This window comes from Pseudofrankia sp. EUN1h, from assembly GCF_001854645.1.
In the GTDB taxonomy this organism is placed as follows: Bacteria; Actinomycetota; Actinomycetes; order Frankiales; family Frankiaceae; genus Pseudofrankia; species Pseudofrankia saprophytica.
Window position 1 is genome coordinate 354128 of sequence record NZ_MBLN01000049.1, and the last position, 26617, is coordinate 380744.

General features: G+C 69.9%; 19 protein-coding genes and 1 pseudogene. 17 read left to right on the plus strand and 3 right to left on the minus strand.

Annotated elements, in window-relative coordinates; genetic code table 11:
* The first annotated feature begins 81 nt into the window (after window positions 1–81).
* The 14 genes from BCD49_RS16350 to BCD49_RS16415 all read left to right on the plus strand — a co-directional run bounded on the left by BCD49_RS16350 (window position 82) and on the right by BCD49_RS16415 (window position 20704).
* Window positions 82–1092: a daunorubicin resistance protein DrrA family ABC transporter ATP-binding protein gene (locus BCD49_RS16350; RefSeq protein WP_007516423.1), complete on the plus strand. Its 1011-nt coding sequence runs from the start codon at window positions 82–84 to the stop codon at window positions 1090–1092.
* Window positions 1089–2000, plus strand: a complete 912-nt coding sequence (locus tag BCD49_RS16355; RefSeq protein WP_007516425.1) for an ABC transporter permease — start codon at window positions 1089–1091, stop codon at window positions 1998–2000. Before BCD49_RS16350 ends, BCD49_RS16355 begins: the two co-directional genes overlap by 4 nt.
* 120 nt (window positions 2001–2120) lie before the next feature.
* Complete coding sequence (locus BCD49_RS16360; RefSeq protein ID WP_071041630.1) at window positions 2121–5978, plus strand: BTAD domain-containing putative transcriptional regulator; 3858 nt, start codon at window positions 2121–2123, stop codon at window positions 5976–5978.
* Between the two features lie 224 nt (window positions 5979–6202).
* Window positions 6203–7132, plus strand: coding sequence for an aromatic prenyltransferase (locus tag BCD49_RS16365; RefSeq protein WP_007516428.1), 930 nt, complete (start codon window positions 6203–6205; stop codon window positions 7130–7132).
* 353 nt (window positions 7133–7485) lie between these two features.
* Window positions 7486–7686, plus strand: coding sequence for an FxSxx-COOH cyclophane-containing RiPP peptide (gene fxsA / locus BCD49_RS16370; protein ID WP_027140673.1), 201 nt, complete (start codon window positions 7486–7488; stop codon window positions 7684–7686).
* Between the two features lie 125 nt (window positions 7687–7811).
* Window positions 7812–9080, plus strand: a complete 1269-nt coding sequence (locus BCD49_RS16375; protein ID WP_007516433.1) for an FxsB family cyclophane-forming radical SAM/SPASM peptide maturase — start codon at window positions 7812–7814, stop codon at window positions 9078–9080.
* On the plus strand, window positions 9077–11107 hold the full coding sequence (locus BCD49_RS16380; protein WP_007516435.1) for an HEXXH motif domain-containing protein: 2031 nt from the start codon (window positions 9077–9079) through the stop codon (window positions 11105–11107). Before BCD49_RS16375 ends, BCD49_RS16380 begins: the two co-directional genes overlap by 4 nt.
* The gene (locus tag BCD49_RS16385; protein ID WP_007516437.1) at window positions 11104–12099 is read left to right on the plus strand and encodes a hypothetical protein; all 996 of its coding nucleotides are present in this window, start codon (window positions 11104–11106) and stop codon (window positions 12097–12099) included. The genes BCD49_RS16380 and BCD49_RS16385 overlap by 4 nt, the downstream gene beginning before the upstream one ends.
* A gap of 99 nt (window positions 12100–12198) precedes the next feature.
* A complete protein-coding gene (locus BCD49_RS16390) occupies window positions 12199–14409 on the plus strand; it encodes a B12-binding domain-containing radical SAM protein (RefSeq protein WP_083401490.1) in 2211 nt (736 codons plus the stop codon).
* A gap of 11 nt (window positions 14410–14420) precedes the next feature.
* Entirely contained in the window at window positions 14421–16073 is a 1653-nt protein-coding gene (locus tag BCD49_RS16395) for a carbamoyltransferase family protein (protein WP_158072946.1), read from the plus strand.
* A 16-nt stretch (window positions 16074–16089) separates the two neighbouring features.
* A complete protein-coding gene (locus BCD49_RS40685) occupies window positions 16090–16599 on the plus strand; it encodes a maleylpyruvate isomerase N-terminal domain-containing protein (protein WP_007516443.1) in 510 nt (169 codons plus the stop codon).
* Window positions 16599–17243: a hypothetical protein gene (locus tag BCD49_RS16405; protein WP_007516445.1), complete on the plus strand. Its 645-nt coding sequence runs from the start codon at window positions 16599–16601 to the stop codon at window positions 17241–17243. Before BCD49_RS40685 ends, BCD49_RS16405 begins: the two co-directional genes overlap by 1 nt.
* A gap of 8 nt (window positions 17244–17251) precedes the next feature.
* Window positions 17252–19723, plus strand: coding sequence for a tetratricopeptide repeat protein (locus BCD49_RS16410; protein ID WP_158072947.1), 2472 nt, complete (start codon window positions 17252–17254; stop codon window positions 19721–19723).
* Between the two features lie 99 nt (window positions 19724–19822).
* Window positions 19823–20704, plus strand: coding sequence for a TIGR03854 family LLM class F420-dependent oxidoreductase (locus BCD49_RS16415; RefSeq protein WP_027140669.1), 882 nt, complete (start codon window positions 19823–19825; stop codon window positions 20702–20704).
* 104 nt (window positions 20705–20808) lie between these two features.
* Here BCD49_RS16415 and BCD49_RS45865 read toward each other — a convergent pair whose 3' ends face one another.
* The 3 genes from BCD49_RS45865 to BCD49_RS16425 are packed head-to-tail and all read right to left on the minus strand — an operon-like array spanning window position 20809 to window position 22849.
* The gene (locus BCD49_RS45865; protein ID WP_007516450.1) at window positions 20809–20931 is read right to left on the minus strand and encodes a hypothetical protein; all 123 of its coding nucleotides are present in this window, start codon (window positions 20929–20931) and stop codon (window positions 20809–20811) included.
* A 29-nt stretch (window positions 20932–20960) separates the two neighbouring features.
* Window positions 20961–21638, minus strand: coding sequence for a response regulator (locus BCD49_RS16420; RefSeq protein ID WP_007516451.1), 678 nt, complete (start codon window positions 21636–21638; stop codon window positions 20961–20963).
* Complete coding sequence (locus BCD49_RS16425) at window positions 21635–22849, minus strand: sensor histidine kinase (RefSeq protein ID WP_007516453.1); 1215 nt, start codon at window positions 22847–22849, stop codon at window positions 21635–21637. Before BCD49_RS16425 ends, BCD49_RS16420 begins: the two co-directional genes overlap by 4 nt.
* Window positions 22850–23115: 266 nt before the next feature.
* Between BCD49_RS16425 and BCD49_RS16430 the strand changes: the two genes are divergently transcribed.
* The 3 genes and pseudogenes from BCD49_RS16430 to BCD49_RS45060 all read left to right on the plus strand — a co-directional run.
* Window positions 23116–25443: an MMPL family transporter gene (locus BCD49_RS16430; protein ID WP_007516455.1), complete on the plus strand. Its 2328-nt coding sequence runs from the start codon at window positions 23116–23118 to the stop codon at window positions 25441–25443.
* A 9-nt stretch (window positions 25444–25452) separates the two neighbouring features.
* Window positions 25453–26424, plus strand: a complete 972-nt coding sequence (locus BCD49_RS16435; protein WP_007516457.1) for an LLM class flavin-dependent oxidoreductase — start codon at window positions 25453–25455, stop codon at window positions 26422–26424.
* Window positions 26425–26511: 87 nt separating this feature from the next.
* Window positions 26512–26617: pseudogene (locus BCD49_RS45060) on the plus strand (DNA-binding response regulator); the annotation flags it as partial.

The following is a 26617-nucleotide window of genomic DNA, read 5'->3' on the forward strand; positions in this document are numbered from 1 at the left end:
CTGGCGCCGTACAGCGTACGCCGTCGCCCGTGGTACCTTGAGCGCCTCTTCTACGTACGCTGTACCTAGAAAGGTGTGCCCATGAGCCCACCCAGCAGCTCTTCCGGCCCCCCGGCCATCGAGGTCCAGGGCATCCACAAGCGCTTCGGTGACACGCTCGCACTCAGTGGCCTGGACCTGGCCGTTCCTGCCGGCACCGTGTGCGGGCTGCTCGGGCCCAACGGCGCGGGCAAGACCACCGCGGTGCGGATCCTGGCGACCCTGACCCGCCCGGACGCCGGCCGCGCCCACGTCGCCGGGTTCGACGTCGTCCGCCATCCCGACGAGGTACGCCGGCGGATCGGGTTCGCCGGCCAGCACGCGGCGCTGGAGGAGGGCATCACCGGCCGGGAGAACCTGCGCCTGATCGGGCGGCTGCACCATCTCGGTGCCCGCCCGGCCCGCCGGCGGGCCGACGAGCTGCTGGAACGCTTCGGGCTGGCCGACGCGGCCGACCGGCTGGTCCGCGCCTACTCCGGCGGCATGCGGCGGCGTCTCGACGTGGTCGCGAGCCTGGTCGTCCGCCCCGCCGTGCTGTTCCTGGACGAGCCCACCACCGGGCTGGACCCACGCAGCCGGAACGACATCTGGACGATCGTGCGGGAGCTCGTCGCGGACGGCACCACGGTGCTGCTCACCACGCAGTACCTCGACGAGGCCGACCGCCTCGCCGACGACGTCGCCGTGCTCGACCACGGCCGCCTCATCGCCTCCGGCTCGCCGGGCGCGCTCAAGGCCGCGATCGGCACCAGAGTCGAGGTGACCCTGGCGGACGCCACCCAGCTGGACGCGGCCGCGGCGGTACTCGCCGCGCTCACCGGCGGCGAGCCCGCGCGCTACGAGACCGAGCGCCGGGTCGTCGCGGTCAGCGGTCCTGGCCACCCGGTCGTGCTGCCCGCGCTCGTCCGGGACCTCGACGCCGCCGGCGTCCAGGTTCTCGACGTCGCGCTGGGACATCCGTCGCTGGATGACGTCTTCCTMGCCCTGACCGGGCGAACCGGGCCCGAAGAGCCTGCCGCCGGTCTCGACCTCGCCGCGGCGGTGACACCGTGAGCACCCTCGTCCCGAGCGGCCGGAGCCTTCCCGGCGAGGCGGACGGCCTGGGCGCCCCGGCGTCCGGTCCCGGGGGCACGCCCGCAGGCAGCCTCCCCCCAGCCTCCCTGACCGGACGGGTGAGGTTCGCGATCTCCGACGCGTGGACCCTCGCGCTGCGCGTGCTGCTCTACTACCGGCACTCGCCGGGGCTGATCGTGGCCTCGCTGCTGGCGCCCCTGACGATGCTCGTCGTGTTCGGCTACATCTTCGGCAGCGCCATCCGGGTGCCCGGCGACGCGGGTTACCGCGAGTACCTGATGCCTGGCCTGTTCACGCTGATCGCCGCGAACGGCATCATGCCGAGCATGACCGGGGCCGCCCGCGACGCGGGGCGCGGCGTCACCGACCGGCTGCGGACGATGCCCATCTCCCGCTCCGCCACGCTGTTCGGGCAGACCGCGGCCGACCTGGTGGTCAGCGCCGCCGTCCTGGTCATGCTGCTCGGGCTCGCGCTCGCTCTCGGGTGGCGCGCGCACGACGGCCTGTCCCACGCGGCGGCCGGGGTGGCGCTGCTCCTGCTCTTCCGGTTCGTGACGAACTGGATCGGCGTCGGTTTCGGGCTGGCCATCGGCCGGGAGGACACCGCCGCGCAGCTGTCCGTGCTGGTCTTCCCGCTTGCCATGGTCACCAACGTGTTCGTGCCGACGACCGGGATGCCGGCGTGGCTACGGGTCATCGCCGAGTGGAACCCGATCAGCGCCGTCGCCGCGGCGGCCCGCGACCTGTTCGGCAACGAGGCGCCCGGGGCCTCCTCCGCCGCCTGGCCGCTGGCGCATCCGGTCGTCGCGGCGCTGGCCTGGTCCGCCCTGCTGCTCGCGGTCTTCATCCCGCTGGCGGTGCGCGCGTTCGCGACGCACGGCCGCTGAGCCGGGCGCAACTCCCCACCGTCCGCCGGGAACCTTGCGGGCAACCTGCGACCTACTGACCTGGCCTGTCGTACATTCGGCGATACGCGCCGGCCGCAGGTGGCGCGGAGGGGGCGAACCGTGCGGACGACCGCCGACGGCTCGGCACCCGACGCCGCGGTTCCAGCCGGCGTCGGTGACCGAGACCTGACGAGCGCGCAGGACGGACTGCGCGTCAACGTGCTCGGTGACCTGACCGTCACGCGTGACGGCGGTGTCCTGGACCTCGGTGGACGGCGCCAGCGCGCGGTGCTCGGTCTGCTCGTGCTGGCCCGCGGCGACGCCGTTCCCGCCGACCGGCTGGTCGACCTGCTGTGGGGGGACCAGCCGCCGCCTGGCGCGAGTGGCGCCCTGCAGTCGTATGTGTCCCACCTGCGGCGGCGGCTCGAGCCGGATCGCCACGCCCGGTCCCGTGGCTCCGTGATCGCCAGGATGGGCCCGGGCTACGCGCTGACGGTCGGCCCCGACGCCGTGGACGCCTGGCGGTTCGAAACGCTGGTGCGCCGGGCCGGCACGAGCACGGAGACGGGCACGGGCACGGGCACCGACCCGGCCGGCACCGTCGCCGCGCTGGCGGGCGCGTTGGCGCTGTGGCGGGGGCCCGCGCTCGCCGAGTACCGGGACGAGCCGTGGGCACTGGCGGAGGTGGCGCGGCTGACCGAACTGCGGGAGGTGGCCCGCGAGCAGCTGCTCGCGGCCCGCCTCGCCTGCGGCGAGACCGCGGTGGTGGTGCCGGAGGTCGAGGCGCTGGTCGCGGAGCAGCCACTGCGGGAGGAGCGGTGGCGGCTGCTCGTGCTGGCGCTCTACCGTTCGCATCGCCAGGGCGACGCGCTGCGGGCACTGCGCCGGGCCCGGGAGGTCCTCGCGGAGGAGCTCGGGGTCGATCCGGGGCCGGCGCTGCGTGCCCTGGAGGTCGAGGTGCTCAGCCAGTCCCCCGCCCTGCAGCCACCGTCGACACCACGCCCGCCGTCAGCGGGTCACCCACCGTCGCCGGGCCGTCTCACGCCGTCGACCTCGGCGGCGATGCCCGCACCGGCGCCCGCGCCCGCGACATCAGGAGCAGCGACGGGGGCTACGACGACGCTCGGCCCGCCGCCCGAGCGGCGGCCGCCGGCGCCCGACGACCTGGTCGACCGCGACCGCGAGGTCGCCGAGCTGGCCGGTTGCGTGGCCGAGGCGTGCGCCGGCCAGGCGCGGGTGGTGGTCATCGAGGGCCCCGCCGGGATCGGCAAGACCCGACTGCTGGCGGAGGCCCGCCGCCTCGCCGCCGCGCGGGCGGCGCGGATCTTCACCGCGCGCGGGAGCCAGCTGGAGAAGGAGTACGGCTTCGGCACCGTGCGCCAGCTTTTCGAGGCGTCCGTGGCCGCGCCGGCGGCTGGCCAGGATGCCCTGGCCGGGGCGGCCGCGCGGGCGGCGACGGTGTTCGACGTCGACCAGGCCGCGCCGGCCGAGGCCGCCACCCCGCCCCTGTCCGCGGGTGGACCGGCGGGCGAACCGGCGCAGCGCGCCGACGGATCGATGGCGGTGTTGCACGGGCTGTACTGGCTGACCGTCCACCTGACCTCGAACGGCCCGGTGGTGCTCGCCATCGACGACCTGCAGTGGTGTGACAGCGCGTCGCTGCGGTTCTTCTCCTACCTGGTACGCCGGGCGGAAGGCCTGCCCCTGCTCGTCGTCGCCACCCTGCGCACCGGTGAGCCGCACGACGACGAGGGCCTGCTCGCCGAGCTGACCCATGATCCCGCCACGGTGTGGATCCGCCCCGCCCCGCTCACCGTGGACGGCGTCGCGGACCTGGTCCGCGACCGGCTCGGTGACTCCGCGGAGGACGGGTTCGTGGCCGCCTGCCACCGGACCACCGCCGGCAACCCGCTGTTGCTGCGGCAGTTGCTGCGGGCGCTGCAGGCCGAGGGAGTCCGGCCCGACACCACCCACACCGACACCGTCACCGCGATCGGCTCGCGGGCCGTGTCGAGCCTGGTCCTGATGCGGCTGGCCCGGCTGCCCCGCGACAGCACGGTCGTCGCCAGGTGGATCGCGATCCTGGGCAGCGGGGCGGCGTTGCCCATCGTCGCCACCCTGGCCGGCCTGTCCGAGGCCGCGGCCGCGGCCGCCGTCGGCGCGCTGGCGCGAGCCGAGGTCCTGCGCGACGAGTACCCGCTGAGCTTCGTCCACCCCCTCGTCGCCGACGCGGTCTACCGCGACATCCCGCCCGGCGAGCGGCAGCTGCACCATGACCGGGCCGCCCGGGCGCTGCACCAGGCCGGCGCGGCCCCCGAGCAGCTCGCGGCGCACCTGCTCCAGGTCCCGCACCGCGACGACCCATGGGTGGTCGACGTCCTACGGCAGGCCGCGGCCAGAGCGACCGACCGTGGAGCCCCCGACGCCGCGGCCGCCTACCTGGCCCGTGCACTGCAGGAACAGCCGGAGCCGGCCGTGCGGGCGCTCCTGCTCCTCGATCTCGGCCGGGTGGAGGTGCTCAGCAACGGGGTCGCGGCGGTGACCCACCTGACCGAGGCCTACGAGGCGCTCGACCTCRCCCCGCAGCGCGCGCAGGTGGCGCAGATGCTGGCCAGGGCAATGATCTTCGCGGGGACGCCAGGAGAGGCGACCCGGTTCGCCTACCGGGTCGCGGCCGAGCTGCCGGCCGAGCTCGACGACGACCGGCAGGGCCTGCTCGGCCTCGCCCGGATCGGTGGCTACATGCATGACGTCGACCCGGCGGTCTGGCGGCGCAGCCCCGAGCCGGCCGTRGTCGGGGACGGTCCGGGCGCCCGGATGCTGGCCTCGGCGCTCGCGTGGGAGGCCGCGCTCGACGGGGTGGACCGGGCGAGGGCGGTCGAGCTGGCCCGCTTCGCCAGCGCCGACGGCGTGCTCACCCGGGTGGACGTCGGGCTGCTGTGGGCGGTGGCCGGCGTGACGCTGCACCTCGCCGGCGAGGAGACCGAGGCGTTGTGGGAGGACGGGCTGTCCCACGCGTACCAGCGCGGCGCCGTGTTCGGCGCGCTCGCGACCAACCTGTGGCGTGGCTTCCTCGAGTGGGAGCGGGGCGACCTGCGCGAGGCGTACCAGTCGTTCCAGACCGTCAGCGAGCAGTCGGTGGCCTGGGGCGTGAGTTTCGGTTCGGCGTACAGCGACTCGTACTCGATCGGGACGCTGCTTGATCAGGGCGACCTTGCGGCGGCCCGCAGCCTGGTGGACCGCATTCGCCACCAGCCCCGGTTCGCGGAGGGTGCGCGGCTGTTCGGGGAGATGCATGCCCGTGTCCTGACCGCCGAGGGCCACCACGCGGAGGCGTTGGCGAGCCTGGATGAGGTCCGCTCGCTGATGCCCTGTGGCCGTAACCCAGGCTGGCGGCCGTGGCGGTCGCTGCGGGCGCAGGCGCTGGCCGGACTCGGCCGGCGCGCCGAGGCGATCTCCCTGGTCGAGCAGGAGCTGGCCCTGGCCCGGGCCTGGGGCGCGCCGAGCCTCGTCGGCCGCACGCTGCGGCTGCTGGGTGAACTGCGCGGCGTGGATGGGGTCAACGAACTGCGGGAGGCGGCGGCGCTGCTGGAGCCGACGTGGGCCCGCCTGGAACAGGCTCGCGCGCTGCACGCGCTGGCGATGCACAGCGCGCCGGCGCAGGGCGTGCCGATGCTCGTCCGCGCCGCCGACCTGGCATGGCGGTGCGGCGCGGCCGGGCTCTACCGGCAGATCGCGGGCCACCTCGCGGACGCCGGCGAGCCGCTCGCGGCTCGGGCGCCCGCCGCCACCAGCCTCACCACCCTGGAACGCCAGATCGTGGCCAGGCACGTCGCCGGCGCCGGCGAAAGCGAGATCGCCGAGGCGCTGTTCCTCACGCCGCGCACGGTCCGACTCACCCTGGCGGCAGCCAGGGAACGGCTGGGCGCGACCTCCGTGGCCGACCTGCGTCGCGCGGTCGCGGGCGGGCCCGCCTGAACGGTGAACCACGGGCGGTCGACGCCGCCCGGGGCCCTGCCGGCAACGGCCGGACGGGTGGCACGGGCACACCGAGCGTCACCCGTTCGCCCTGGCCGCGTCGACGAAGGCGTCTTGGGCGCGCGGCATCCGGGATGTCGTGCCCGACCCGGGTGAATTGGCGGGTAGACGGTGACGATCACGGCTACCTTTGCCATCACACCGACAGGTTCGCTGGAGGACTGGTGGCCGAAGACATCGATCGAGCCCCCCACGATTCCGCCCGCTTCATCCTCGACCTCCGCGACGCGGCGACAGCCGTGGGCGCTCGATTTGACGAGTCGAAGGTCCGCCGGTCCATCGAGACCTTCGACTCGGAGATAGGTTCCTCGGTCGTCCAGCTCAAGACGACCAGCAGGGCGGGAGACGGGCTGTACTACCGCTTCTTCCACAGTAGTGAGCAGGACCCGCTGGACACCGCGCGTCGACACGGCCTGCTCCGGTCCTGCGACTCTCCGATCGGGATGTTGCAGCGCGAGATCCTTCTGCGGCTCCCGGGCGCGGCGCGGGCGGGCCTGGATTTCGACACGGGCTATGGCCTGGCCAAGTGCTGGACGTTCACAGGGCTACGGCCGATTTCAGACCTGTTCATGTTGGAGACGATCCCCGAGGCGGTGCCGGCGCACGCGGAATTCTTCGAGCGTCACGCGATGCCACGAGCGTTCTTCGTCGCATCGGACTTCCAGCATCAGACAATGAACGTCTACACCGTCGTTGAGCCGGGTACCGCCACCGCGGACTGGCTACGCCGGCTGGTCGGCGAGACCGGCGGTGCGACCGAGGACGTGCCCGACCAGGCGCGGATGCTTGCCGCGCTTTCGGCTGCTGCCTGCCTGGGAATGACCTTCAGCTGGAACAGCCCAGGCATGCACCGCTGGTCGCTCTACGGACTTAACGTACCCTACCTCGACCCGCAGGCCGGTCGCAGCCTGCCCGCCCTGCCTGAACGACTGCGGATCTTCTTGAAGCAGTCGCCGACGTTGAGTACCGATCCCCAGGTCAACGTCGCATGGTCCTTTGGCGCCGCCGCTCCCTACACGAAGCTTGAGAAGAGCTACGCACGGGCGCTGCCAGCGGCCCGAGCGCGCGGAAGCATCTTATACCTGCCGAGTTAGTACAAATACCCCCAGAGGGACCGAGAGGCCGGCACCGACGGGTCGCGCGGGTCGCCCGCTCCAGGCCGGCGATCCGCCGGGGCCATTCCGCGCGGGACCGAGCACGCCGGTCAGCCGAGTTGACGGCAGCCTTCCGTCGATCCTTCGATGCGCTACGCGTAGGGCACCACGCGGACGCCCGAACACTTCGTCCCAGAAGGGCCTTGACCTGCGCCTATTCGCCGCTAAGGGAGTACCGGCGGCCATGAGTCCCAGTCCGAAGAAACGCCCTGAGGCAGCTTGACGGGTATTCTCCACCGAGTTACCCTTCATCACACTCGGTGTCGTAATTTCCATGAACGGGGCCAGCAGCGATGGGAAGCAGCCAGGCGCAGGACAAAATGCCGCTCGTCGACATCTCCGACGTCGCTCTAGCCGAGCTGGACGCGACGGACGACTCGGCGCTTCTGCAGGCGCTTCGGCGGCTGTCCCGCGAGTCGGGCATGAAGTCGGATGGCATCAGCGCCCACACCAGCACCACCCACAACAGCTCCTTCTCGCAGGGTACCTGGTAGCGGAACTCGAAGGTTGGTCGGGGTTCGGGCCGGCCGCTATCCTCTGGCGAACCTTTCGAAAGACTCCGCCCCTTCGCCAGCACCGCGTTCCTTCATTCTTCGACGCGTTCGCGAAGGACCCGCCAGTGGACCGTGTCCAGCTACCTCTCGTCAGCCGCGGATCCGGTGCTCATTCCTGGCCCGGGCCGTCGGACCTAGACTTCGACGATCTCGTCTCGTCGGGTTGGCGACCAGAGCCGTTCCGCCTGTTCCTTTGCAAGATCCATACTCGCTGCAACCTGAACTGCGACTACTGCTACGTGTACAACCTCGCCGACCAGTCGTGGCGGGAGAAGCCGAGACTGATGGACGAGCCGGTAATCCACCGCCTCGCGGAACGCATTCGCGACCACGTGCGGACGCACGATCTCGAGAAGATAAACATCGTGCTGCACGGCGGCGAGCCGCTCCTGGCCGGTCTGGACTATATCCGCAGATTCGTCAGCATCATGCAGGCGGCGCTGGGCGATCTCACGGAGATCGTTTTCCTGATGCAGTCCAACGGCACGCTGCTGGACGAGGCCACGTGCCAGCTGCTGGCGGAGCTGGACATCCGGCTGGGTATCAGCCTGGACGGAGAGCGCCGCACGAACGATGTCCATCGCCCGTTCCGCAACGGCCAGCCCAGCTACAACCATGTAGAACGCGCGCTKAGACTGCTGGAGCAGCCGGAGTACCGGAAGGTGTTCGGCGCCATCCTGTGCGTCATAGACATCGAAGAGGACCCACTTGCCACCTACAACCAGTTACTGTCCTTCAACCCACCCGGAATCGATTTCCTCTTTCGCCTGGGGGACGCAGACAGACGTCCGCCGGGCAAGGAGGACCTCACCCTGACGCCATATGCTGACTGGCTCATCCAGATTTTCGACCACTGGTATCTGAGCAGGAAGCCTCCGACACAGATCAGAATCTTCCAGGAGATCATGCATCTCATCCTGGGCGGGACGACCGGATTCGAGTCGATTGGCCTCAGCCCGGTGACACTCATTACGATCGACACGGGCGGCGAGCTTGAGGGCGTCGACTCGCTCAAGGCGGTCTTCGACGGGGCTCCTTCACTGGCTATGAACGTCTTCACCCACTCGTTCGACGACGCACTGCGTCACCCGTCCGTGATCGCTCGCCAGGTCGGTGTCGATGCACTCCATCACACCTGCCTGGCCTGCGAGGTCCGCGATGTCTGCGGAGGAGGCTACTATCCGCACAGGTTCCGAGCGGAGTCCGGTTTCCGGAACCCCTCGGTGTACTGTGCCGACCTGCTGAAGCTGATACTCCACATCGCCGGGCGTATGCGAGTCGATGTCGGCGTGTTGAGAACGGCGAACCCGCGGCACGAAATTATCGGTGCATGAAAGACCAGCTAGTGCTGAGTTCCGGCGCGGTGCGGGACTTCGTCGGTCCAGGCACCAGCTCCGACCTCCTGAACGGCCTGTACCGGGCGCAGGTCCGGAAACGGATACTGCAGCTCGCGTTCGTCGCTCGCCGCCTGAGATCCGACGCACCCGAGCTCGCCGAGCGCTCGGGTTTCCTTGCCGCCTACGAGATGCTGAAGGAATGCCCGGCCGAGCAGGTCAGCCTGGCCGCCGGCTATCCATCCTTTGGCCGCTGGTGCGATCTGGCGGAGACGTTCGTCATCAGCCGATCCCATGTGAATCTTCCTGACGGGCAGGTAGCGTCGCACCTAAGGCTACTGGGATCGTTCGCCCTTTCTGCGACGGCGCGTCATCGCGGTGGCCGACTGACGCTGGCGTTTGACCACGACGGACGAATATGCCTCCCGGGGCTGGGCATCGTGGTCGAGGCGCCCCGCGAGTACGCCGGCTCGAAGGTCACCTGCTCGGTCAGTCCGGGTGGACGCTTCGATGTGGAGCTGCCCGACGGCCCGGCCATCTCCGTCGAATCACCCCGTGACACGATGGCCGGCCCGCGGCCCGCAGGGGTCTGTGTTCGCGAGTTAGAACGTCTGGCGGGGCGCCTAGAGCTCAACGACGTCGATCCGCTCCTACGCACCGGTTTTCCCTCGCACGACTTCGAGCGGCTGACCGACGAGGCAGCGCGCCGATGGCTGTCGGCCGCAGGGGACGCCGTCGCGCTACTGCATCGGGTGCTCCCGGCCGGCGCGGCCGAGGTGAGCGAGTACATCCAGGTACTGGTACCGCTGGTGAGCCAGTCGCCGACCATCCACCGCAGCGCCGCCACGGCAGAAACATTCGGTATGGTGCAGATGTCTTGGAGCGGCGCACCTTTCCAGCTTGCCGAGGCTTTGCTGCACGAGTACTACCACAACAAGCTCAACGCTCTTCTCGACATTGACCCGCTTGTTGTCGGTCAGGCTGAGCATTCCCGGTGCTATTCACCCTGGCGGGACGACGCGAGGCCTCTCCACGGTCTACTTCATGCGGTGTTTTCCTTCTACAGCGTCGTCGTCTTCTGGGCGGCGTGCGCCGCGGTGGACCCCAGCGCCGCCGGCCAGGACCGCGCCGTCCGGGAGTTCGCCCGTCGGCGGGAGCAGGTACGGACCGGCGTCGACCAACTTCTTGAGCACGCCCAGCTCACGGAGGTCGGGAAGACGCTTCTCGGCGAGCTGCTGACGCGTCTGGACGATCTTCCCGAGATCACTGTGCCACCCGAGGTCGCGCGGGCGGTCCGCGGCGAGCTGCTCGAGCACAGAGCGCGGTGGCTGGAACGACACGATCAGCCGCGGCACGAGACAGACAGCCGCCTGGGACGGCTCGCCCAGCGCTGGGCGCATGCCGGCGGAAAGCGTCGGCCAAGCTCCGGCGCCTGTCCGTCCGCTCTCCAGGACTCGCTGGTCCTGGCTGGCCTGCCCGCCCCCACCCAACCGATGACGTCAGCCGACAAGGTAGCCCTGGAGGCGTGCCAGCTGCTTGGTCTGCCTACCGTCATACCGACCAATCGGCTGGCCGACCACGCGGGTCGCCGTGACCCGACGCTCGACCTGCTCGGCCGCCTGAGCGTCGTCGAACCCGCCGAGTTCGCCCGGCTGGCGAGCAGCCTGCGAGAAGCCGACGGTGAGGACGGCGTGATCTGGCTTCTCACCGGACACCTCGCCTACGTCGAACGACGGTACGCGCATGCGGCAGAGCGGTACGCACGCTGCCTGGACGGCGCGCCGGACAACGTCGACCTCTGGCGTGACCTCGCCTTTGCGCTACGCCACCTCGGATTCCGGGAGGAGGCCGACACCGCGTTGTTCAACCTGGCTCTCGTCGTCGCGTTCACCTCGGCGCACGTTACGGACCGTTCGACCCTTGCCGGGCTCGGTGTCCGAAGGAGCCCGGACGACGACGCCCTCGGCAATGAGTCCGTGGCCACGTACCTGCTCCTGCTGCGCTGGATCGGGTGCGAGACGCGATGAACGGCCTTCCCTCGGCACCCGACGCCCTGTCGCCCGTTCCGCTTCCGGATCCCCTGCGCGAGTATGTCTCGCTGCGGCGGGGACCCGGTCAGCTTGTTGCCTTCGTCGCGTTGCTGGCCGGCGCCAAGCCTGTACTGGACGACTGGGTCGACGCGCGCGATCTGGACACGTTCATGGCCTTCGCCCGGAGACTGGGCCTGTTCGCCGTGGTGAACGCTTATTTCGGGTTCATCGCTGATCCGGCGGAGACGGACGAGATCATCGGTGGCAGCCAGCTGAACACCACGCGGGCGCGCGGATATCCGCCCTGGCATGCCCCGACCGGTGCAGCCCACGTGTTCCTCGCCCGCGACCAGCGTGGGCTCGACGCGGCCGTGGCCCATGGCTGGTACCCGTTGGCGATCGACGGCCGCGTCGTCGACAAGCCGTGGATCGACCATTTTCACTTCGGGCACCATCTGGGGTACCCCGAGTGCTGCCGACGCTTCTTCGCCCGACACAATGATTGGAACCACGACAACAATCTCTACCAGGCGTTCCGCCGCACGAAATCGGCGTCCTACCTCTGCAACAGCCTCCTCAAACACAGCGGTCTAAGCTATTCCGTGCACCTGCCGTGTTCCTTCGACTGTCCCGCGAGCCTGGAACGGGCACGGGCGGTGCGAGACGCGGTCATCGAGGTGTGCCCTGATCTCGCCGCCTATGTCGACGAACAGCTACGTCGTCCGTATGTCGTTCTGTCCGAGTGGGACGCCTTCCGGCTCGACGGCACGGTCACCCCTGCGGGTCGCGTCAACTACAGTGCAGCGCGCGCCGTTCCCAGCAATCGTCCTAACAAGCGCCTGGGGGCGGACCTGAGCTCGGGTGACGGTGTCGAGATCGAGGGGGATGTCGTGCGGATCTACCAGGGCAGTTCTGTGATCAGCACCTACCAAGCCGTCAGCGACCGTTACGGCCCGGAGGTACCGTTCGTGGTCGACTTCGCTGGCTGACCAGGACCGTCGTGGTGTCGCGAGGCGTCAGTCCGCCCTTCCGTCCGAATCTCGGCCGAACGTCGCCGACCAGACACGCTCGGAAACGGAGCATTTCTGGTGACACCTGAGGCAGCGACATGCAGGCCGCCGGCACACGATGCCGCGGACCTGGCCGTCATCTTCCCTCCGCACTGGTACTACCCCCATGCGCCACACGAGCTGGCGAGCCTGACCGCGTCGATGCGGGCGCGGGGCCTGCGGACCCGGGCGTACGATCTCAACCTCGGCTCAACCCTCTACTTCCTGTCAGTTCCGTACCTGAGAAGAACGCGGGAACGGCTCCTGCTCGAGTGGGCGGACCTRGGAGCGAGGCCAAACCTGGCGGYGCCTCAGCGACGGCGTGTGCTTGCTCTCGCCGACGCGCTGGCGTCCGGCGAGCACACTCTCTCCGGTATAGCCGACGCGTTGGACTGCATACGCTCGGACGCCTTCTACGACATCGCCAGGCATCGCCGCGCTGTCCGGACGATGAACCGGGCATGGGACCTGATCTCGCTCGCGCACGCTCCCACCGAGATCGGGCTTCAGCGTTTCCGCCCGGCTCACGACCAGACCTCGCTCGACGAGTGCATCGCGGCCGCTACCGACGCGGGCACCAATCCCTACGTCGACTATGTCGCCTCCGCCRCGCTGCCCGAGATCGTTTCGTGCCGGCCCACGTGCATCGCGATGGTGTACGTCCACCCGGACCAGATGATCCCGCTGGTCACGCTCCTGGTCGCGCTGCGCTCCGCCGGCTTCGACGGTCACGTCACGGTCCTGGGAAACCTGGAGGACCAGGTCACTTTTGCACGCTATCTCAGGCACGAGCGACACCCGGACTATCCTCGGTTGTTCGAGCTGGTCGACAGCGTCATCTACCACGACTCGGAGGCCGCGCTCGACCAGGTGACGCGGCTCGCACGGTCACGACGCGACATCGACGAGAGACCAGCCAATGTCGCCACATACCGCGACGAGCACCTGGCCGCTCCCACCAGATTCGATGTCACCGACCTCGACAGCCTCCCGACCCCCGACTACCGGGACCTCGAGCTGAATCGGTATCTCTTCCCCGAGCCGGTCATCTCCCTTCTCACCTCCCGTGGCTGTTATTGGGGCAAGTGCACCTTCTGCGCGATCACCACGAACCACCTGAGCTTCCGCGGCCGCGCGACGGCGCGCGTCGTCGATGATCTTCAGGAACTCCGGAGGAGGCACGGAGCGCGCTGGTTCCACTTCCGGGACATGCTGTTTTCGCCAGCACACGCGCGGAGCCTGAGCACGGAGATCCTGCGGCGCGGCGAGCGGTTTCGGTGGCTCTGCCGAGCCCGGTTCGAGCCGGCCTTCACACGCGAGCTTCTCGACCTTATGGCCAGGGCCGGCTGCGTACAGATCTGGTTCGGCCTCGAAAGCGCGAGCCAGCGTGTGCTCGACCTGATGGACAAGGGAACCAGACTGGACACCGTCGAACGCGTCATCGCGGACTGCGCCCGGGCGGGAATCGGCGTACATGCACTCGTGATACACGGCTTCCCCACCGAGACGTCGACCGAGGCGCAGGCCACGGCCCGTTTTCTCGAACAACATTCCGCTGCGATCGACGCGGTGACCTACACCGACTTCGTCCTGTTCGACGGCACCCCGGTGTTCGAGCGCTCCGCCGACTTCGGCGTCACCGTCCACGACGGGCAAGGCGAGATATTCCGGCACAGCTTCGAGCACCGTTCGGACCGTCCATCCGAAGAACGAGGTCGGGCATACGTCGCCTCGAAGTCCCGGCTGGACGAGACGCTGGAGATGCCCCTGGCGCACGTGGCGCACGTCTCCCTGTTCCGCGAGCGGCATGGCGCCGGCTCCTGGCGGGCCCGGACCCCGCGGGCCGAGCCACGCGCCGACACCGACACCAGCGCAGGCACCAGCGTCCTCGAACGGGACGATCGACTGTCCTGGCGCCACCCCGCTGCCTGGCTTGGAGCCTCCTGGGACGTGGCGGGCATCGCACGAGGAGAGGTCGAGGCCCGGTCGCGAGCCTGCCTGCTCGTCAGTCAGGCCGGTCGCGACGGCTTCGTCCAGGTTGACGCCCTCCTCGCGGGAGCGCTCGAGTCTCTGGATTCGGATCGGGTGGCCGTCCTCATCGGCGTGGTGGCCAGCAGGTTCGGGATGGACGAGCGGGAGGTCGAGCCGGCGGTCCTGCGCGGACTGACAGCCCTGGTGTCGGCTGGGTTCGTCGACGTGACGCGCACCGAGCGCCAGGACACGGGAAAAGGCCTGACATGCTGGTCCTAGGAATCAGCGGGGTGTTCGGCCACGACGCGGCCGCCTGCCTGCTACGGGACGGCAGGCTGATCGCGATGATGGAGGAGGAACGCGGAGTTCGTACGCCGCACGCTCCGGGCACGCTCCCGCTGCTGTCGACCATGTTCTGCCTGGCTGAGGCAGGCGTGCGGCTGGGCGACCTGGATCACGTCGCCGCCTCGTGGGACCCGGCACGGGATCCGTCAGCCCGGTACCTTAAGCATTTCGTCGACCGATATCTCGGCCACGAGATGTGGCGTGGCGAGCCGAGACCTCCCGTCGAGTACGTCGACCACCACCTCGCGCACGCCGCCTCGACCTACTACGGTTCAGGGCTTCCCGAAGCCGCCGTCGTCGTCGTCGACGGCAACGGCGAGGACGTCTCGACCAGCATCGGCTACGGGCATGGAGGTTCTCTGCGGCTTGACCAACGTTTCGGGATAGGCCACTCGCTTGGCCAGTTCTACACCTGTGTCACGAGCTATTTGGGTCTCGGCGGCCACGCCGAGGGGAAGACAATGGGGCTCGCGGCATACGGCAGGGCGAACGATCCGGTCGAACCCATCCAGGTGGAGCCGGACGGCTACCGGGTGGACCTGCCCAATGTCGATGGCCTGGACGCCGGTGAGCGTTTCTCGACCCTGACATCGCACTGGTTCCGCTGGCTGGAGGACCGTTTCGGGCCGCCCAGACCACCTCGCCACTTCTGGGACGTCGGAGCAGGGCTCCCCCGCCGGCAGCCAGCGTTCTCACCGCATCAGGCCGATATCGCGGCCAGTGCGCAGACACGCCTGACCTTCGTGATGCTGCACCTCGCCCGCGTCGCGACCACCCGCTACGACACGCGGCGTCTGGTCATCGCCGGAGGGGTTGGCCTCAACTGCAGCGCCAACGGCGCGATCGCGCTCAGCGGCCTCGTTGACGATCTTTACGTGGTGCCCGCGGCGCACGATGGCGGCGGCGCGCTCGGCGCGGCCATGTGGCTGACCGCGGCCGCCGGAACCGATGTCGAGCCGCTGGAACACCCATATCACGGACCGGCCGTCGACCAGACTCTGGTCGCGGACCGGCTGCGTGAACTGCGTCTGCCATTCACCGAGCCGCCCGACCCCTTCGCCTATACCGCCGACTTGCTGGCCCAAGGCCAGGTGATAGGTTGGATGCAGGGCCGCGGTGAGATCGGCCCGCGCGCGTTGGGTAATCGATCAATTCTCGCCTTGCCTGCCAGTATTGGCATGCGAGACCGAGTGAACGCCCTCAAGGGCCGGGAGAGTTGGCGTCCGCTCGCTCCGGCGATTCTCGACCGCGGCGCGCCCGAGCTCATCGGACGTACGAACTCGCCCTACATGCTGCTTGCACTCCCCACGACCGACGTCGCCCGGGAAGCGATACCCGCGGCGGTTCATGTCGACGGCACCACGCGGGCACAGGTCGTGTCGCACCGGATGAATCCCCGTTTCCACCATCTGTTGGAGGCCGTCGAGGAGCGCACCGGGCGTGGGGCACTCCTCAACACGTCCTTCAACCTGTCCGGCGAGTCGATTGTGAACAACGTCGGCGACGCGATCCGCAGCTTCGCGTCCAGCGCGCTGGACGCGCTGGTCGTCGAAGGACTCGTCATCCAGAAGAGGAGCGCCCTCACCGGACGCACATGACCATAAGGAGCAGAACGTGTTCCCTGACCAAGCCGCGCAACCGACGCCGAGCGGCGAGACCCAGGCGCGGCTCATGGCTGAGCTGAACTCCGTGCGGGCGGACTTCCACGAACTCGTCGCGACGATCCGAGAGAAGGACTGGGAGCGTCGGCCACCCGGCTCGGAATGGACCGTTCGTCAGATCATGTACCACCTGGCCATGGGTCAGGAGCTGTTCGCGTCTGGCTTGGGCGGAGCACGCAGGAGCCTCAGTTTCACACCCCCAGTCACGGTGGGAAACCGGATAAACAACGTCATGACCGTGTGGGGGGCACGTCGGGCCGACGGCGCTTCAATCCGCCGAAAGTTCGACCGCGGACACCACCGACTCGCCTCGATCCTGTCGACCGTGCAGGCTGAAGAATGGGGAAACAGAGGAGTCCAGAACTTCCGTGGCCGGGAAACCGTCGAATCGACCTATGGTGTCGTCCGCGCTCATTTCGAAGAGCACGCGGCCGACGTCCGAGTGGTACTCGCGGAGCACTGATGCACACCGCCAGATGGCGCCGCGGAGGCCGCGCGCTCTTCAACACGAACCGGATGGCGGGATTTCAGGACTTTCTGGCCAGCTGGGAGGAGCCCGGGCATCCACGCAACCTGGAGGCGGTCTCGCTCCAGGAAAGCCGGTTCGGCAACATAAGCGAGACCGGCGAGCTGGGAAACTATCGCGGGCACGCGCTGTCGCGGTGGCACCCGAAGTTCCGTGCCGCGCTCGAACCGGGTATCCGGCCGCTGGTGGTAATCCTCGCCGAGCGGCTGGGTTACATCACGTACACGAGCTGCGAAGGTCACAGCTACCCTGAGACGGTCCTGGCGCCGGTCGAGCGCCATATCGGCCTCTATCCACGCGACGGTGCCGAGCGACAGGCTATCGTCGCGTTGCTGAGCGACCTGAGCCGGGCAGTGAACCAGGTGCATCGGAGCGAACCCGTCCGGATCAGTGTCGTCGAGCACCGGCTCGAGACCGAACTCGACACGCGCGAGGTGGTCTCCTGGTTCTTCGCCCGCGCGCGCCGTGCGCCCTGGCCGAGCTACTTCGCGGCACTACGGTCCATCACGGAACAGCTTCAGTCCGAGCTCGACGCGCGGTCATGGCCGGTCGACGCGGCCATCACCAGCCCGCCGGTCTGACGCCTGCCATGACCGACCTCGACCGGCTGTGCGACGACCAGATCAAAGCGCTGGCCGACGCGTTCCCGGATCGGGAGTCAGCCTGCCTCCTGCTCACCAAGGCGGGCCTCTCGCCGGGGCTGCACCCGGCGTGGTCTGCAACTAGTGGCTGGCAGTTCTGGTCCGCGGTCTCCGAGCTGTTCGCCAACGGGATCCTGGCCGACGGCCCGACCCGCCTGCTGGCGGCCGCGTGCAGCGACTTCCCGGACAACTCCGTGTTCTGTGCCCGCTCGGGCAAGAACGGGCCGCGCGACTGGCCCCTGGTGTGGAACGTGCCGCCGTGCCCGGTCCGGCTCGTCGGGCGGGACTCACTGCTCGCCGCCGTCCACGAGTCGCTGCGTGCGTCGAATCTGGTCGCGCTGGTGGCCCTCGAGGGGATGGGCGGCGTCGGCAAGACGGCGCTAGCCATCAGGTACGCCTACCGGTACCAGTCCGAGTTCGAGGTCGTGTGGTGGGTCGCCGCCGACCAGGCCGACGCGGTCGCCACCAACATCTCCGCGCTGGCTGCACCGCTCGGTCTCACGCCGGACTCCGACGCCGCGTCCGTCTGGTCGGTGCTGTCCCGCCGCCAGTCGTGGCTGGTGATCTTCGACAACGTCGAGGACCTCGACGCGGTCGCGAGGTTTCGCCCATCCGGAGGCGGTCAGGTCCTGCTGACCTCGCGCAGAACCGGAATGGACGCACTCGGCGTCGCGCTGACGGTTCCGACGCTGGCCCGATCGGACGCCGCTCGGCTGCTGGCACTGCGCGTCCGCGACATCGAGCCGGATCTGGCCGAGCGGATCGTGGCGCTGCTTGGTGACCTGCCGCTGGCGGTCGAACAGGCGGCTGGATACCTGACCACGACCAGAACACCTCCGGCCGAGTACCTCAAGCTCCTGGAGAAATATTTTAACCGGATGATCGCGAAAGGGCGGGTCGCGGGCCTGTGGGAAATATCGGTGGACCGTCTGCGCAAGGAGAATCCCGCGTCGGTGGAACTCCTCGAACTGGCCGCGCTGTGCGACGCCGCGCCGATCCCTCTCGATCTTTTCTCTCCTTCTCGCGGACGCCTCGGCGGCTCGCCCTTGGCGGACGTGGCCGAGGACCCGGTGGCGTGGGCCGACACGGTCGGCGCACTCGTCGGATACAGCCTGGCTCGGCGGGAGGGCGGCTCGATCGCCGTGCACCGGCTGATCGGCGCCGTGACGCGACTGGCCATGACCAACGGGCTACGGGCACGGCTTCTGGAGACGCTCGTCGGCCTGTTCCGCGACGCGATGCCGGTGGATCTCGTGCGGAACCCGCCCTCGTGGCCGCCAGCTCGGCGGATTCTGCCGCATCTCGTGGCCACGCTTGGCTACCTCGGCGAGACCCCGGAACATCTCGCGGCTGACGTCTCGTGGTGCCGCGTCCAGGCGGCGGCCTACCTTATGGAGCACGGCCAGGTTCCGACCGCTGTTCCCCTGTTGCGACGGGCCGCGGACGATCGTGAGACGTTTCTCGGCCCCGACCATCCCGACACTCTCGCCTCCCGGCACCACCTCGCGGACGCGTACCGGCGGTCGGGGCGGCTCGACGACGCCATCAGCCTGTTCGAGGCGAACCTCGCCGACCGGTCACGGGTCCTGGGCACCGATCACCGCGACACCATCGACTCCCGGCACCACGTCGGGATCGTCTACCAGCAGTCGAGGCGAGTTCACGAAGCGGTCCGGATCTACGAGCGCACGTTGGCTCAGGCGGAGCGGATCCTCGGCGTCGACGACCCCGTGTCCCTTTCGACGAGAAACAGCCTGGCGTACGGATACACGTGGATCGGCCGGCTGGACGAGGCGATCGAACTTTACGAGTCCACTTTGACCGACGCGGAACGGACGCTCGGCGCGGACCACCCGGACTCGCTGCGCTGGCGGAACAACCTCGCCCACGTCTATCAGGTCGCGGGCCGCCTCGATGAGTCGCTCCCGCTGTTCGACGCGGTGCTGAGGGACCGCCGGCGAGTGCTCGGCGAGGACCATCCGGAGACATTGCGCTCGTCGAACAACCTTGCCTCCGCCCACCAGGCCGCGGGCCACCTGGATGAGGCGACCCGGATCTTCGGGGCGACCCTGGCGGCGCATAGTCGGGTGCTGGGCGAGGACCATCTTGAGACGTTGATCTCGCAGAACAACCTCGCCCACGTCCATCAGACCGCCGGACGGCTGGACAGCGCGATCCCCCTCTTCGAGGCGACGCTGRCCGGCCGGCGACGGATTCTGGGAAACGATCATCCCGACACGATCGCCTCACATAGCAACGTCGGTAGGGCGTACGAGCTCGCCGGCCGCCCGACGGAAGCCATGGAGATATACGAGAAGTCTCTGGAACAAGGGACCAGGGTGCTCGATAAAGATCATCCGCTGCTCGCCGTGCTGCGTGACAACATCGCTTCGGCCCGCCGGCCGCAGGTCGGAGGCTGAGCGGCGAGGCCATGCCGTCGGAGAACCGAGTGCGAAGCATCGAAGGTCGCCTGGTGGAAACCATTGATCYCGACGGCCGAGAGCGTTCACAGTGGAACGGTGAAGGTCCGGATAGGTCTCAGCTTCGCATCGGTCCGTGGTCCCCAGCTACCGTCCCTGGTGGATAAGGTGGCAAGCTGTGCTGTCGACTCCCTGTGGTTCTCCGAACAGCTGACGACCCCGTCCATCGAGCCGATGACGGGAATGGCATACGCATTGGCGCGCACCGATCGACTCAAGGTCGGAGCGGGGTTGGCCGTGTTACCCGGCCGCAATCCGGTCCTGTTCGCCAAGCAGCTGGCGTCCCTCTCATCCCTCGCGCCGCGCCGGGTCCTGCCGGTGGTCGGTGTCCGTCCGTACCGTCGCTCCGAGTGGGACGCTTTCCCCGTCCCGGCGGGGCTCCGCGGCGCCGTGTTCGATGAGGCCCTGTTGCTTCTACGGCGGCTGCTTTCCGAACCGAACGTCACTTTCCAGGGAGAGTTCTTCACCGTCCGCGAGTTCGGGCTCGGCGAGCTCCCCGCCAGCCCGCTCGACATCTGGCTTGGCGGCGCCTCACCCGCGGCGCTGCGCCGGATAGCACGTCTAGGCGACGGCTGGCTTGGCGGAATGATCACACCCGAAGAAGCCGCCGCCGGTATCGAGATCATCAATGAAGAGGCCGACCTAGCCGGCCGACGAATCGATCCAGAACATTTCGGCCTTATGCTGCAGATGTCTCTGGACGGGCTCGCACCCAGTCAGGTCGAGGCGCTGCGCGCCTATCGACCGGACGTCGATCCAGCCGAACTCATGCCGGTCGGATGGGACGCCGCCCGGGACGCGATTGAGGATTTCGTGAAGGTCGGAATCAGTAAGTTCGTCGTGTATCCGGCCGTTCCGCCGGCTTCCGCCGGACTCTTTGTCGATGCCTTCGCAAGAGAGCTGATGCCTCTGCAGACATGAAGCCGCAGTGACGGGCCGGCAATTCCTATCAGGGCCCGGCCCGCCACGCCGCCGACGTCATGCCGGACGTTCTCGGCCTTCGCCGTGGAACGGGCCGAAGGCCGTCAGAGGTCGCGCGACATTCCGTACGGGCCGTCGTGGGTGATGAGCAGGTCCACGTCCCCCGGTTCGATGCCCGTCAGCCGCGAGTAGGCGCTCTCGTCCAGGTCCGTGCTCCCGGCGAGCACCGGCGCTGGTCGTCGATGGTGGACTTGCCTCAGTTGCCGATGTCATGGTCGCCGGCCTCGACGAGTCCGCTCTCGTAGGCGAAGACCACTACCTGGGCACGGTCACGGAGGCCGAGCTTGGTGAGAACGCTCGACATGTGCGACTTGACGGTGGCCGGTCCGATGAACAGCTCCCTGGCGATCTCCGAGTTGCTGGACCCTCGCGCGACGGCGACCACCACGTCGCGTTCCCGGTCGGTCAGGCGTTCCACCCGGCGCGAGACGGCGGGACCGACGGTCCGGCGCTCGGTGAACCGCCCGATGAGGCGCCGGGTGATCGACGGCGCCAGCAGCGCGCCGCCGTCGGCCACGGTGCGCACGGCGCCGGCGAGCTGGTCGGCGGGGATGTCCTTGAGCACGAAGCCGCTCGCGCCGGCACGTAGTGCCTCGTAGACGTATTCGTCCGGGTCGAACGTGGTCAGGATGAGCACCCGAACATCCCAGTCGGCCTCGGCCAGAATCCTCGACGTCGCCTCAAGGCCATCCATCTCCGGCATCCGGATGTCCATGAGAATCACGTCGGGGCGAGACCGGCGGGTCGCCTCGATCGCCTCGAGTCCGGTTCCGGCCTCGGCCACGACGTCGATGTCGTGGTGTACCCGCAGGACCATGGCCAGGCCCCCGCGGACCAGTGCCTGGTCGTCGACGATGAGGACGCGGATGCTCACGCGGGCTCTCCTTCGATCGGCAGATGAGCCACCACTCGGAACCCCCCGTCCGCACGCGGCCCCGCCTCGAGGCTCCCGCCCAGCAGCAGCGCCCGCTCCCGCATCCCGATGATGCCGTGACCTCCCGGACCGGGCGGCGCGGCCTGGCCCGTGGCCGCGCCAGCGGTGCCGCGCCCCTCGTCGTGGATCTCGATGGCGATCCCGTTCCGCTCCGCGCACAGGCGGACTTGGGCCGGGGCACCGGGACCGGCGTGCTTGAGCACGTTGGTCAGCGCCTCCTGGATGATGCGGTATGCGAAGAGGTCGGTACGGACCGGCAGGTCGACCGGCAGGCCGTCGGACGCCAGCGTCACGTCGGCGCCGGCCTCGCGGACCTGCTCGATGAGCCGAGGCAGGTCCGCGAGGCTCGGCTGCGGCCGCAGGTCATCCAGGTCGGACTCCGGCCGCAGCACACCGAGCAGATGGCGAAGCTCGTCCAGCGCCTGGCGCCCTGCCTCCTCCACGGCGCTCATCGCCCGCAGCGCGGCCGGCAGGTCCTCGGTGGCGATCGCCCGGGCCCCGCTCGCCTGGATCGTCATGAGGCTGACCCGGTGGGCGACGACGTCATGCAGCTCCCGGGCGATGCGGGTGCGCTCCTCGGCGACGATCCGGCGGGCCTGGTCGACCTCGTCCCTGGCCTGGCGGGCCAGGCGCTCCCGCCGCAGCCGCAGCCGGCGCCCCACGTACCAGGCGCCGCCCATGACGACGGTGGCGAGCACGGGCACCTGCCACCACGGGCCCGGGTCGTCGAGGCCGTCGACGGTGGACAGGACGACACCCGCGGTGACGCCCGCCGGACCGTGCCAGTCCGGCTCGGCGTAGCGGCCCATCGCGTAGAGGGAGAAGATCGTCGGCCAGCCGAGCGTCGCGTCGTGGCCGGCGAGCAGCACGCACCAGCCGGCCAGGGAGACGCACAGCGCGACCAGCGGCACGCGCCGGCGCCAGTACAGCGCCGGGACGACCGCGGTGACGACGACCAGGACGAGCACCGGCACGTCGGCGACGGACCGCAGCGAGCTGCTGTCGCCCGGGCCGTCCACGACGAACACCGTCATGAAGTAGGCGAGGAGCGCGAGCGCGATGTCCGCGGTCCGCGGCCAGCGGGCGAAGGGGCCCCGAAACCTTCTCGGCGCGGCCACGGGCGGCCCCCACGAGGGCGGCTGGTTCGTCATCGCTTCTCAGTGACCGGCACGGCGGTCTGCCGCGCATTCGCAGGCGAGCACCGGCCCACGGTATGCGAGCGGGAATGCGCGGTCGCCCGTCTTCGGGCCTATTCCCCTCTCCCCCGCGAGGCGGAGAGCGACCCCGGATTCGGGCCCGCGCAACCGCCCCGCGGCGGACCGCCCAGACCCTCCGCCGGCGGAAGACGACACCTGGTCGCGGCGAGCACAGTCAGGCCACGGTTCGCATTCGTACGCACGTTCAGGAGAACGCAGCCATGAAGCAGCTCACGCGCCGCATCGGAGACGCGAGCGCGTCCAGACCCAGGCTCACGATCGCCGCCTGGATGCTCGTCGCCGCCCTGTTGCTGGCCCTGGCGGGCACGGTCGGCGGCTCCTTCGTCGACGATCTGGTCGCGCCCGGCAGCCAGAGCGAGCAGGCACAGGAGCTGCTCGAGGAACGCTTCCCCGCCGCGGCCGGTGGCAGCGCCCTGGCGGTGTTCGCCGTGCCCGCGGGCCAGCGCCTCGACGCCGGGCGGCCGGCCGTCGCCGCCGCGGTCACCCGCGTCGGGCAGGTCGAGCACGTCGCGGCCGTGACCGATCCCTTCGCCGTGGGCGCGGTCTCCCCCGACCGGCGGATCGCCTTCGCCGAGATCACCTTTGACCTGCCGGCGCAGGCGGTCGACCCGTCAACGCTGACGGCGGTCACCGCGGCGATGGCGCCGGCGCGGGACGCCGGCGTCGTGACGGAGCTCGGCGGAGACGCCGCGTTCATCAACGCCGAGTCTGGGACGTCCAGCACCGAGGCGATCGGCCTGCTGGTCGCGCTGGTCGTGCTGGTCGCCGCGTTCGGCACGGTCGTGGCCGCGCTGGTCCCGATCGCGCTGGCCCTGGTGACCGTCGCCGCGGGCCTCGGCGGCGTGGCGCTGCTGGCGAACCTTCTGGACGTCTCCGGGGCGGCGCCGACGATCGGCGCGATGATCGGCCTGGGCGTCGGGATCGACTACGCCCTGTTCGTCGTCGCCCGGTACCGGGAGAACCGCGGTCGCGGCCAGGACAACCGCGCCGCCCTGTCGAACGCGATGGCGTCGTCGGGCATGGCCGTGCTGCTCGCCGGCGGCACCGTCGTCGTCGCGATGGCCGCGCTGACACTGACCGGCCTCGGGTTTCTCACGTCGATCGGGCTCAGCACGTCGCTTGTGGTCCTGTTCGCCGTGGCCAGCGCCCTGACCCTGCTGCCGGCGCTGCTCACGCTGCTCGGCGACCGCATCGACGCCGGCCGGCTGGCACGCCGCGGCCGGCGCGCCCGGGGCGCGGCCCGGCGCGCCGAGGACACCGTCTGGTGGCGCTTCGCGCACCGCGTCTCCCGCCGGCCGCTGCCGTACCTGCTCGGCGCGGTGGCCCTGCTGCTCGCGCTGGCCGCGCCGGCACTGTCGATGCAGACCGGCTTCCCGGACGCGGGCGACGACGCGACCAGCACCTCCCACCGGCGTGCCTACGACCTGCTGGCCGAGGGCTTCGGCCCGGGCGTCAACGGCCCGCTGCTGCTCGTCGCCGACCTGCGCGAGCCGGGCGCGCGGCTCGCCGACCTGCCCGCGCTCGCCGCCCAGGTCGCCGCCGACCCGGGAATCGTCACCGTCGACGAGCCGTGGGTGTCGGCCGCGGGGGACACGGCCGTCCTGCGCGCGCTGCCGACGACGGAGCCCGCCGACGCGGCGACGTCCGCGACCCTCGCCCGCGTCCGTGGCCTCGTCCCCGACAACGTCGCCGTGTCCGGCCTGACCGCCATGACCGACGACCTGACCACCCAGCTCGCCGACACCCTGCCGATCTTCATCGCGGCGATCCTCATCGCGTCGTTCCTGCTGCTCATGGTGGTGTTCCGGTCGTTGGTGCTGCCGTTGAAGGCCGCCGTCCTGAACCTGCTGTCGATCGGCGGCTCCTACGGCGTCCTCGTCGCCGTGTTCCAGTGGGGGTGGCTCGGGAGCCTCTTCGGCCTGCACGAGACCTACCTGATCGCGTCGCCGATGCCGACGATCTTCTTCGCGGTGCTGTTCGGGCTGTCCATCGACTACGAGGTCTTCCTGCTCTCGCGCATCCGGGAGGAGTACGACGCCACCGGCGACAACGCCGAGGCGGTGGCACGCGGGATGGCGGGCACCGGCCGCGTGATCACGTCGGCGGCGCTGATCATGACGGTGGTGTTCCTCGGTTTCGTCGTGGACCCGTCGCCGCTGGTCAAGATGCTGGGGCTGGGGCTGGCGGTGGCGATCGTGCTCGACGCGACGGTCGTGCGCATGGTGCTCGTCCCGGCGGCCATGGCCCTGCTCGGGCGCGCGAACTGGTGGCTACCCCGATGGCTCGACCGCCGGCTGCCGCGGGTGCGCCCACGGCGCCGACGTACCTCGGCAACGCGCACCGATCGCGGTCCACACACCGGTGGCGGACGCCGGGCCGGAGGCGGACGCCGGGCCGGTGGCAGCAGACGCGGCGAAGCGCGCCGGCTGACGTGCCGGCTGACGAGGCCGACCCGCGGCGCGGCCGGGTGCCGCGCCGCGGTAATTAAACCAAGTCAAACTATGGTCCCGCCGGCCGCGACCTCCTAGCATGCCGGCATGCGCTTCGGCCTGCACTTCGACTTCCGCAACCCGGAGTTCGCCCAGACCTCGACGGCGGACCGCTACGCCGCCGCCCTCGACATGGCGCAGTGGGCGGACCGGCTGGGCTGCACCACCATCACCGTCGCGGAGCACCACGGATCGGCGGACGGCTACCTACCGAGCCCTGTCCCGATGCTCGCCGCGATGGCGGCACGCACGACGGACGTCCGCTTCAGCATCACGGCACTCATCGCGTCGTTCCACGACCCGCTGCGGCTGGCCGAGGACCTGATCGTGCTCGACAACCTGAGCAGAGGACGGGTCGACCTCATCGTGGCCGCCGGCTACGTGCGCGAGGAGTTCGCGCTCTTCGACGTGCCGATGAAGGAACGTCCCCGCCGGGTCACCGAGGTGGTCTCGACACTCAAGGCGGCCTTCACCGGCCAGCCCTTCGAGTACCGCGGACGCCGCGTGCACCTCACGCCCGCGCCCTTCCGCCCCGGCGGCCCCTCGATCTCGCTCGGGGGCAGCAGCGAGGGCGCGGCGCGGCGGGCGGCACGGATCGCCGACGGTTTCGTCCCCACGGACCCGCGGGTCTGGGAGTTCTACCGTGACGAGGTCCAGCGGCTCGGGCGTCCGGACCCGGGACCCGGTTCGACGGGCGCGACCGGGACCGTGGCACTCGCGAAGGACCCCGAAGAGGGCTGGCGGCAGTTGGCGCCCTTCTTCCTGCACCACACGAACGCGTACGGCGCCTGGCAGGCCCAGGACGACATCGCGACTCCCTACCGCGTGCTGTCGGACGCCGACGCGTTGCGGTCGGCCGGCCGGTTCCGCGTGCTGACGCCTGATCAGTACGTCGAGGAGCTGAAGGCCACGCCGGCGCCTTTCGCCCACTTTCATCCGTTCTGCGGGGGGATTCCGGTCGAGCTGGCCTGGTCGAGCCTGCGGCTGTTTGAGCACGAGGTACTACCGGCGTTCGCCTAGGAGCCCAGTCGCCCGAGCAGGGCTACCGTCACGGCGGCTTCGCCAGGGTGTCCGTCCCGTTCCGGCCGGCGCGGTATCGTGTGGATCATGAATGGTCCGCGGGTGTTCCTCCTGGATGATCACGAGATCGTTCGGCGTGGTATCCGGGAGATGCTCGAGGACGCGGGTGATCTGCGGGTGGTGGGTGAGGCGT

Excerpts from the sequence above, each read along its gene's own strand:
- fxsA (WP_027140673.1), top strand. The coding sequence starts at position 7,486 with ATGGGAAGCAGCCAGGCGCAGGACAAAATGCCGCTCGTCGACATCTCC.
- BCD49_RS16380 (WP_007516435.1), top strand. The coding sequence starts at position 9,077 with ATGAAAGACCAGCTAGTGCTGAGTTCCGGCGCGGTGCGGGACTTCGTC.
- BCD49_RS16385 (WP_007516437.1), top strand. The coding sequence starts at position 11,104 with ATGAACGGCCTTCCCTCGGCACCCGACGCCCTGTCGCCCGTTCCGCTT.
- BCD49_RS16405 (WP_007516445.1), top strand. The coding sequence starts at position 16,599 with ATGCACACCGCCAGATGGCGCCGCGGAGGCCGCGCGCTCTTCAACACG.
- BCD49_RS16425 (WP_007516453.1), bottom strand. The coding sequence starts at position 22,849 with ATGACGAACCAGCCGCCCTCGTGGGGGCCGCCCGTGGCCGCGCCGAGA.
- BCD49_RS16430 (WP_007516455.1), top strand. The coding sequence starts at position 23,116 with ATGAAGCAGCTCACGCGCCGCATCGGAGACGCGAGCGCGTCCAGACCC.
- BCD49_RS16435 (WP_007516457.1), top strand. The coding sequence starts at position 25,453 with ATGCGCTTCGGCCTGCACTTCGACTTCCGCAACCCGGAGTTCGCCCAG.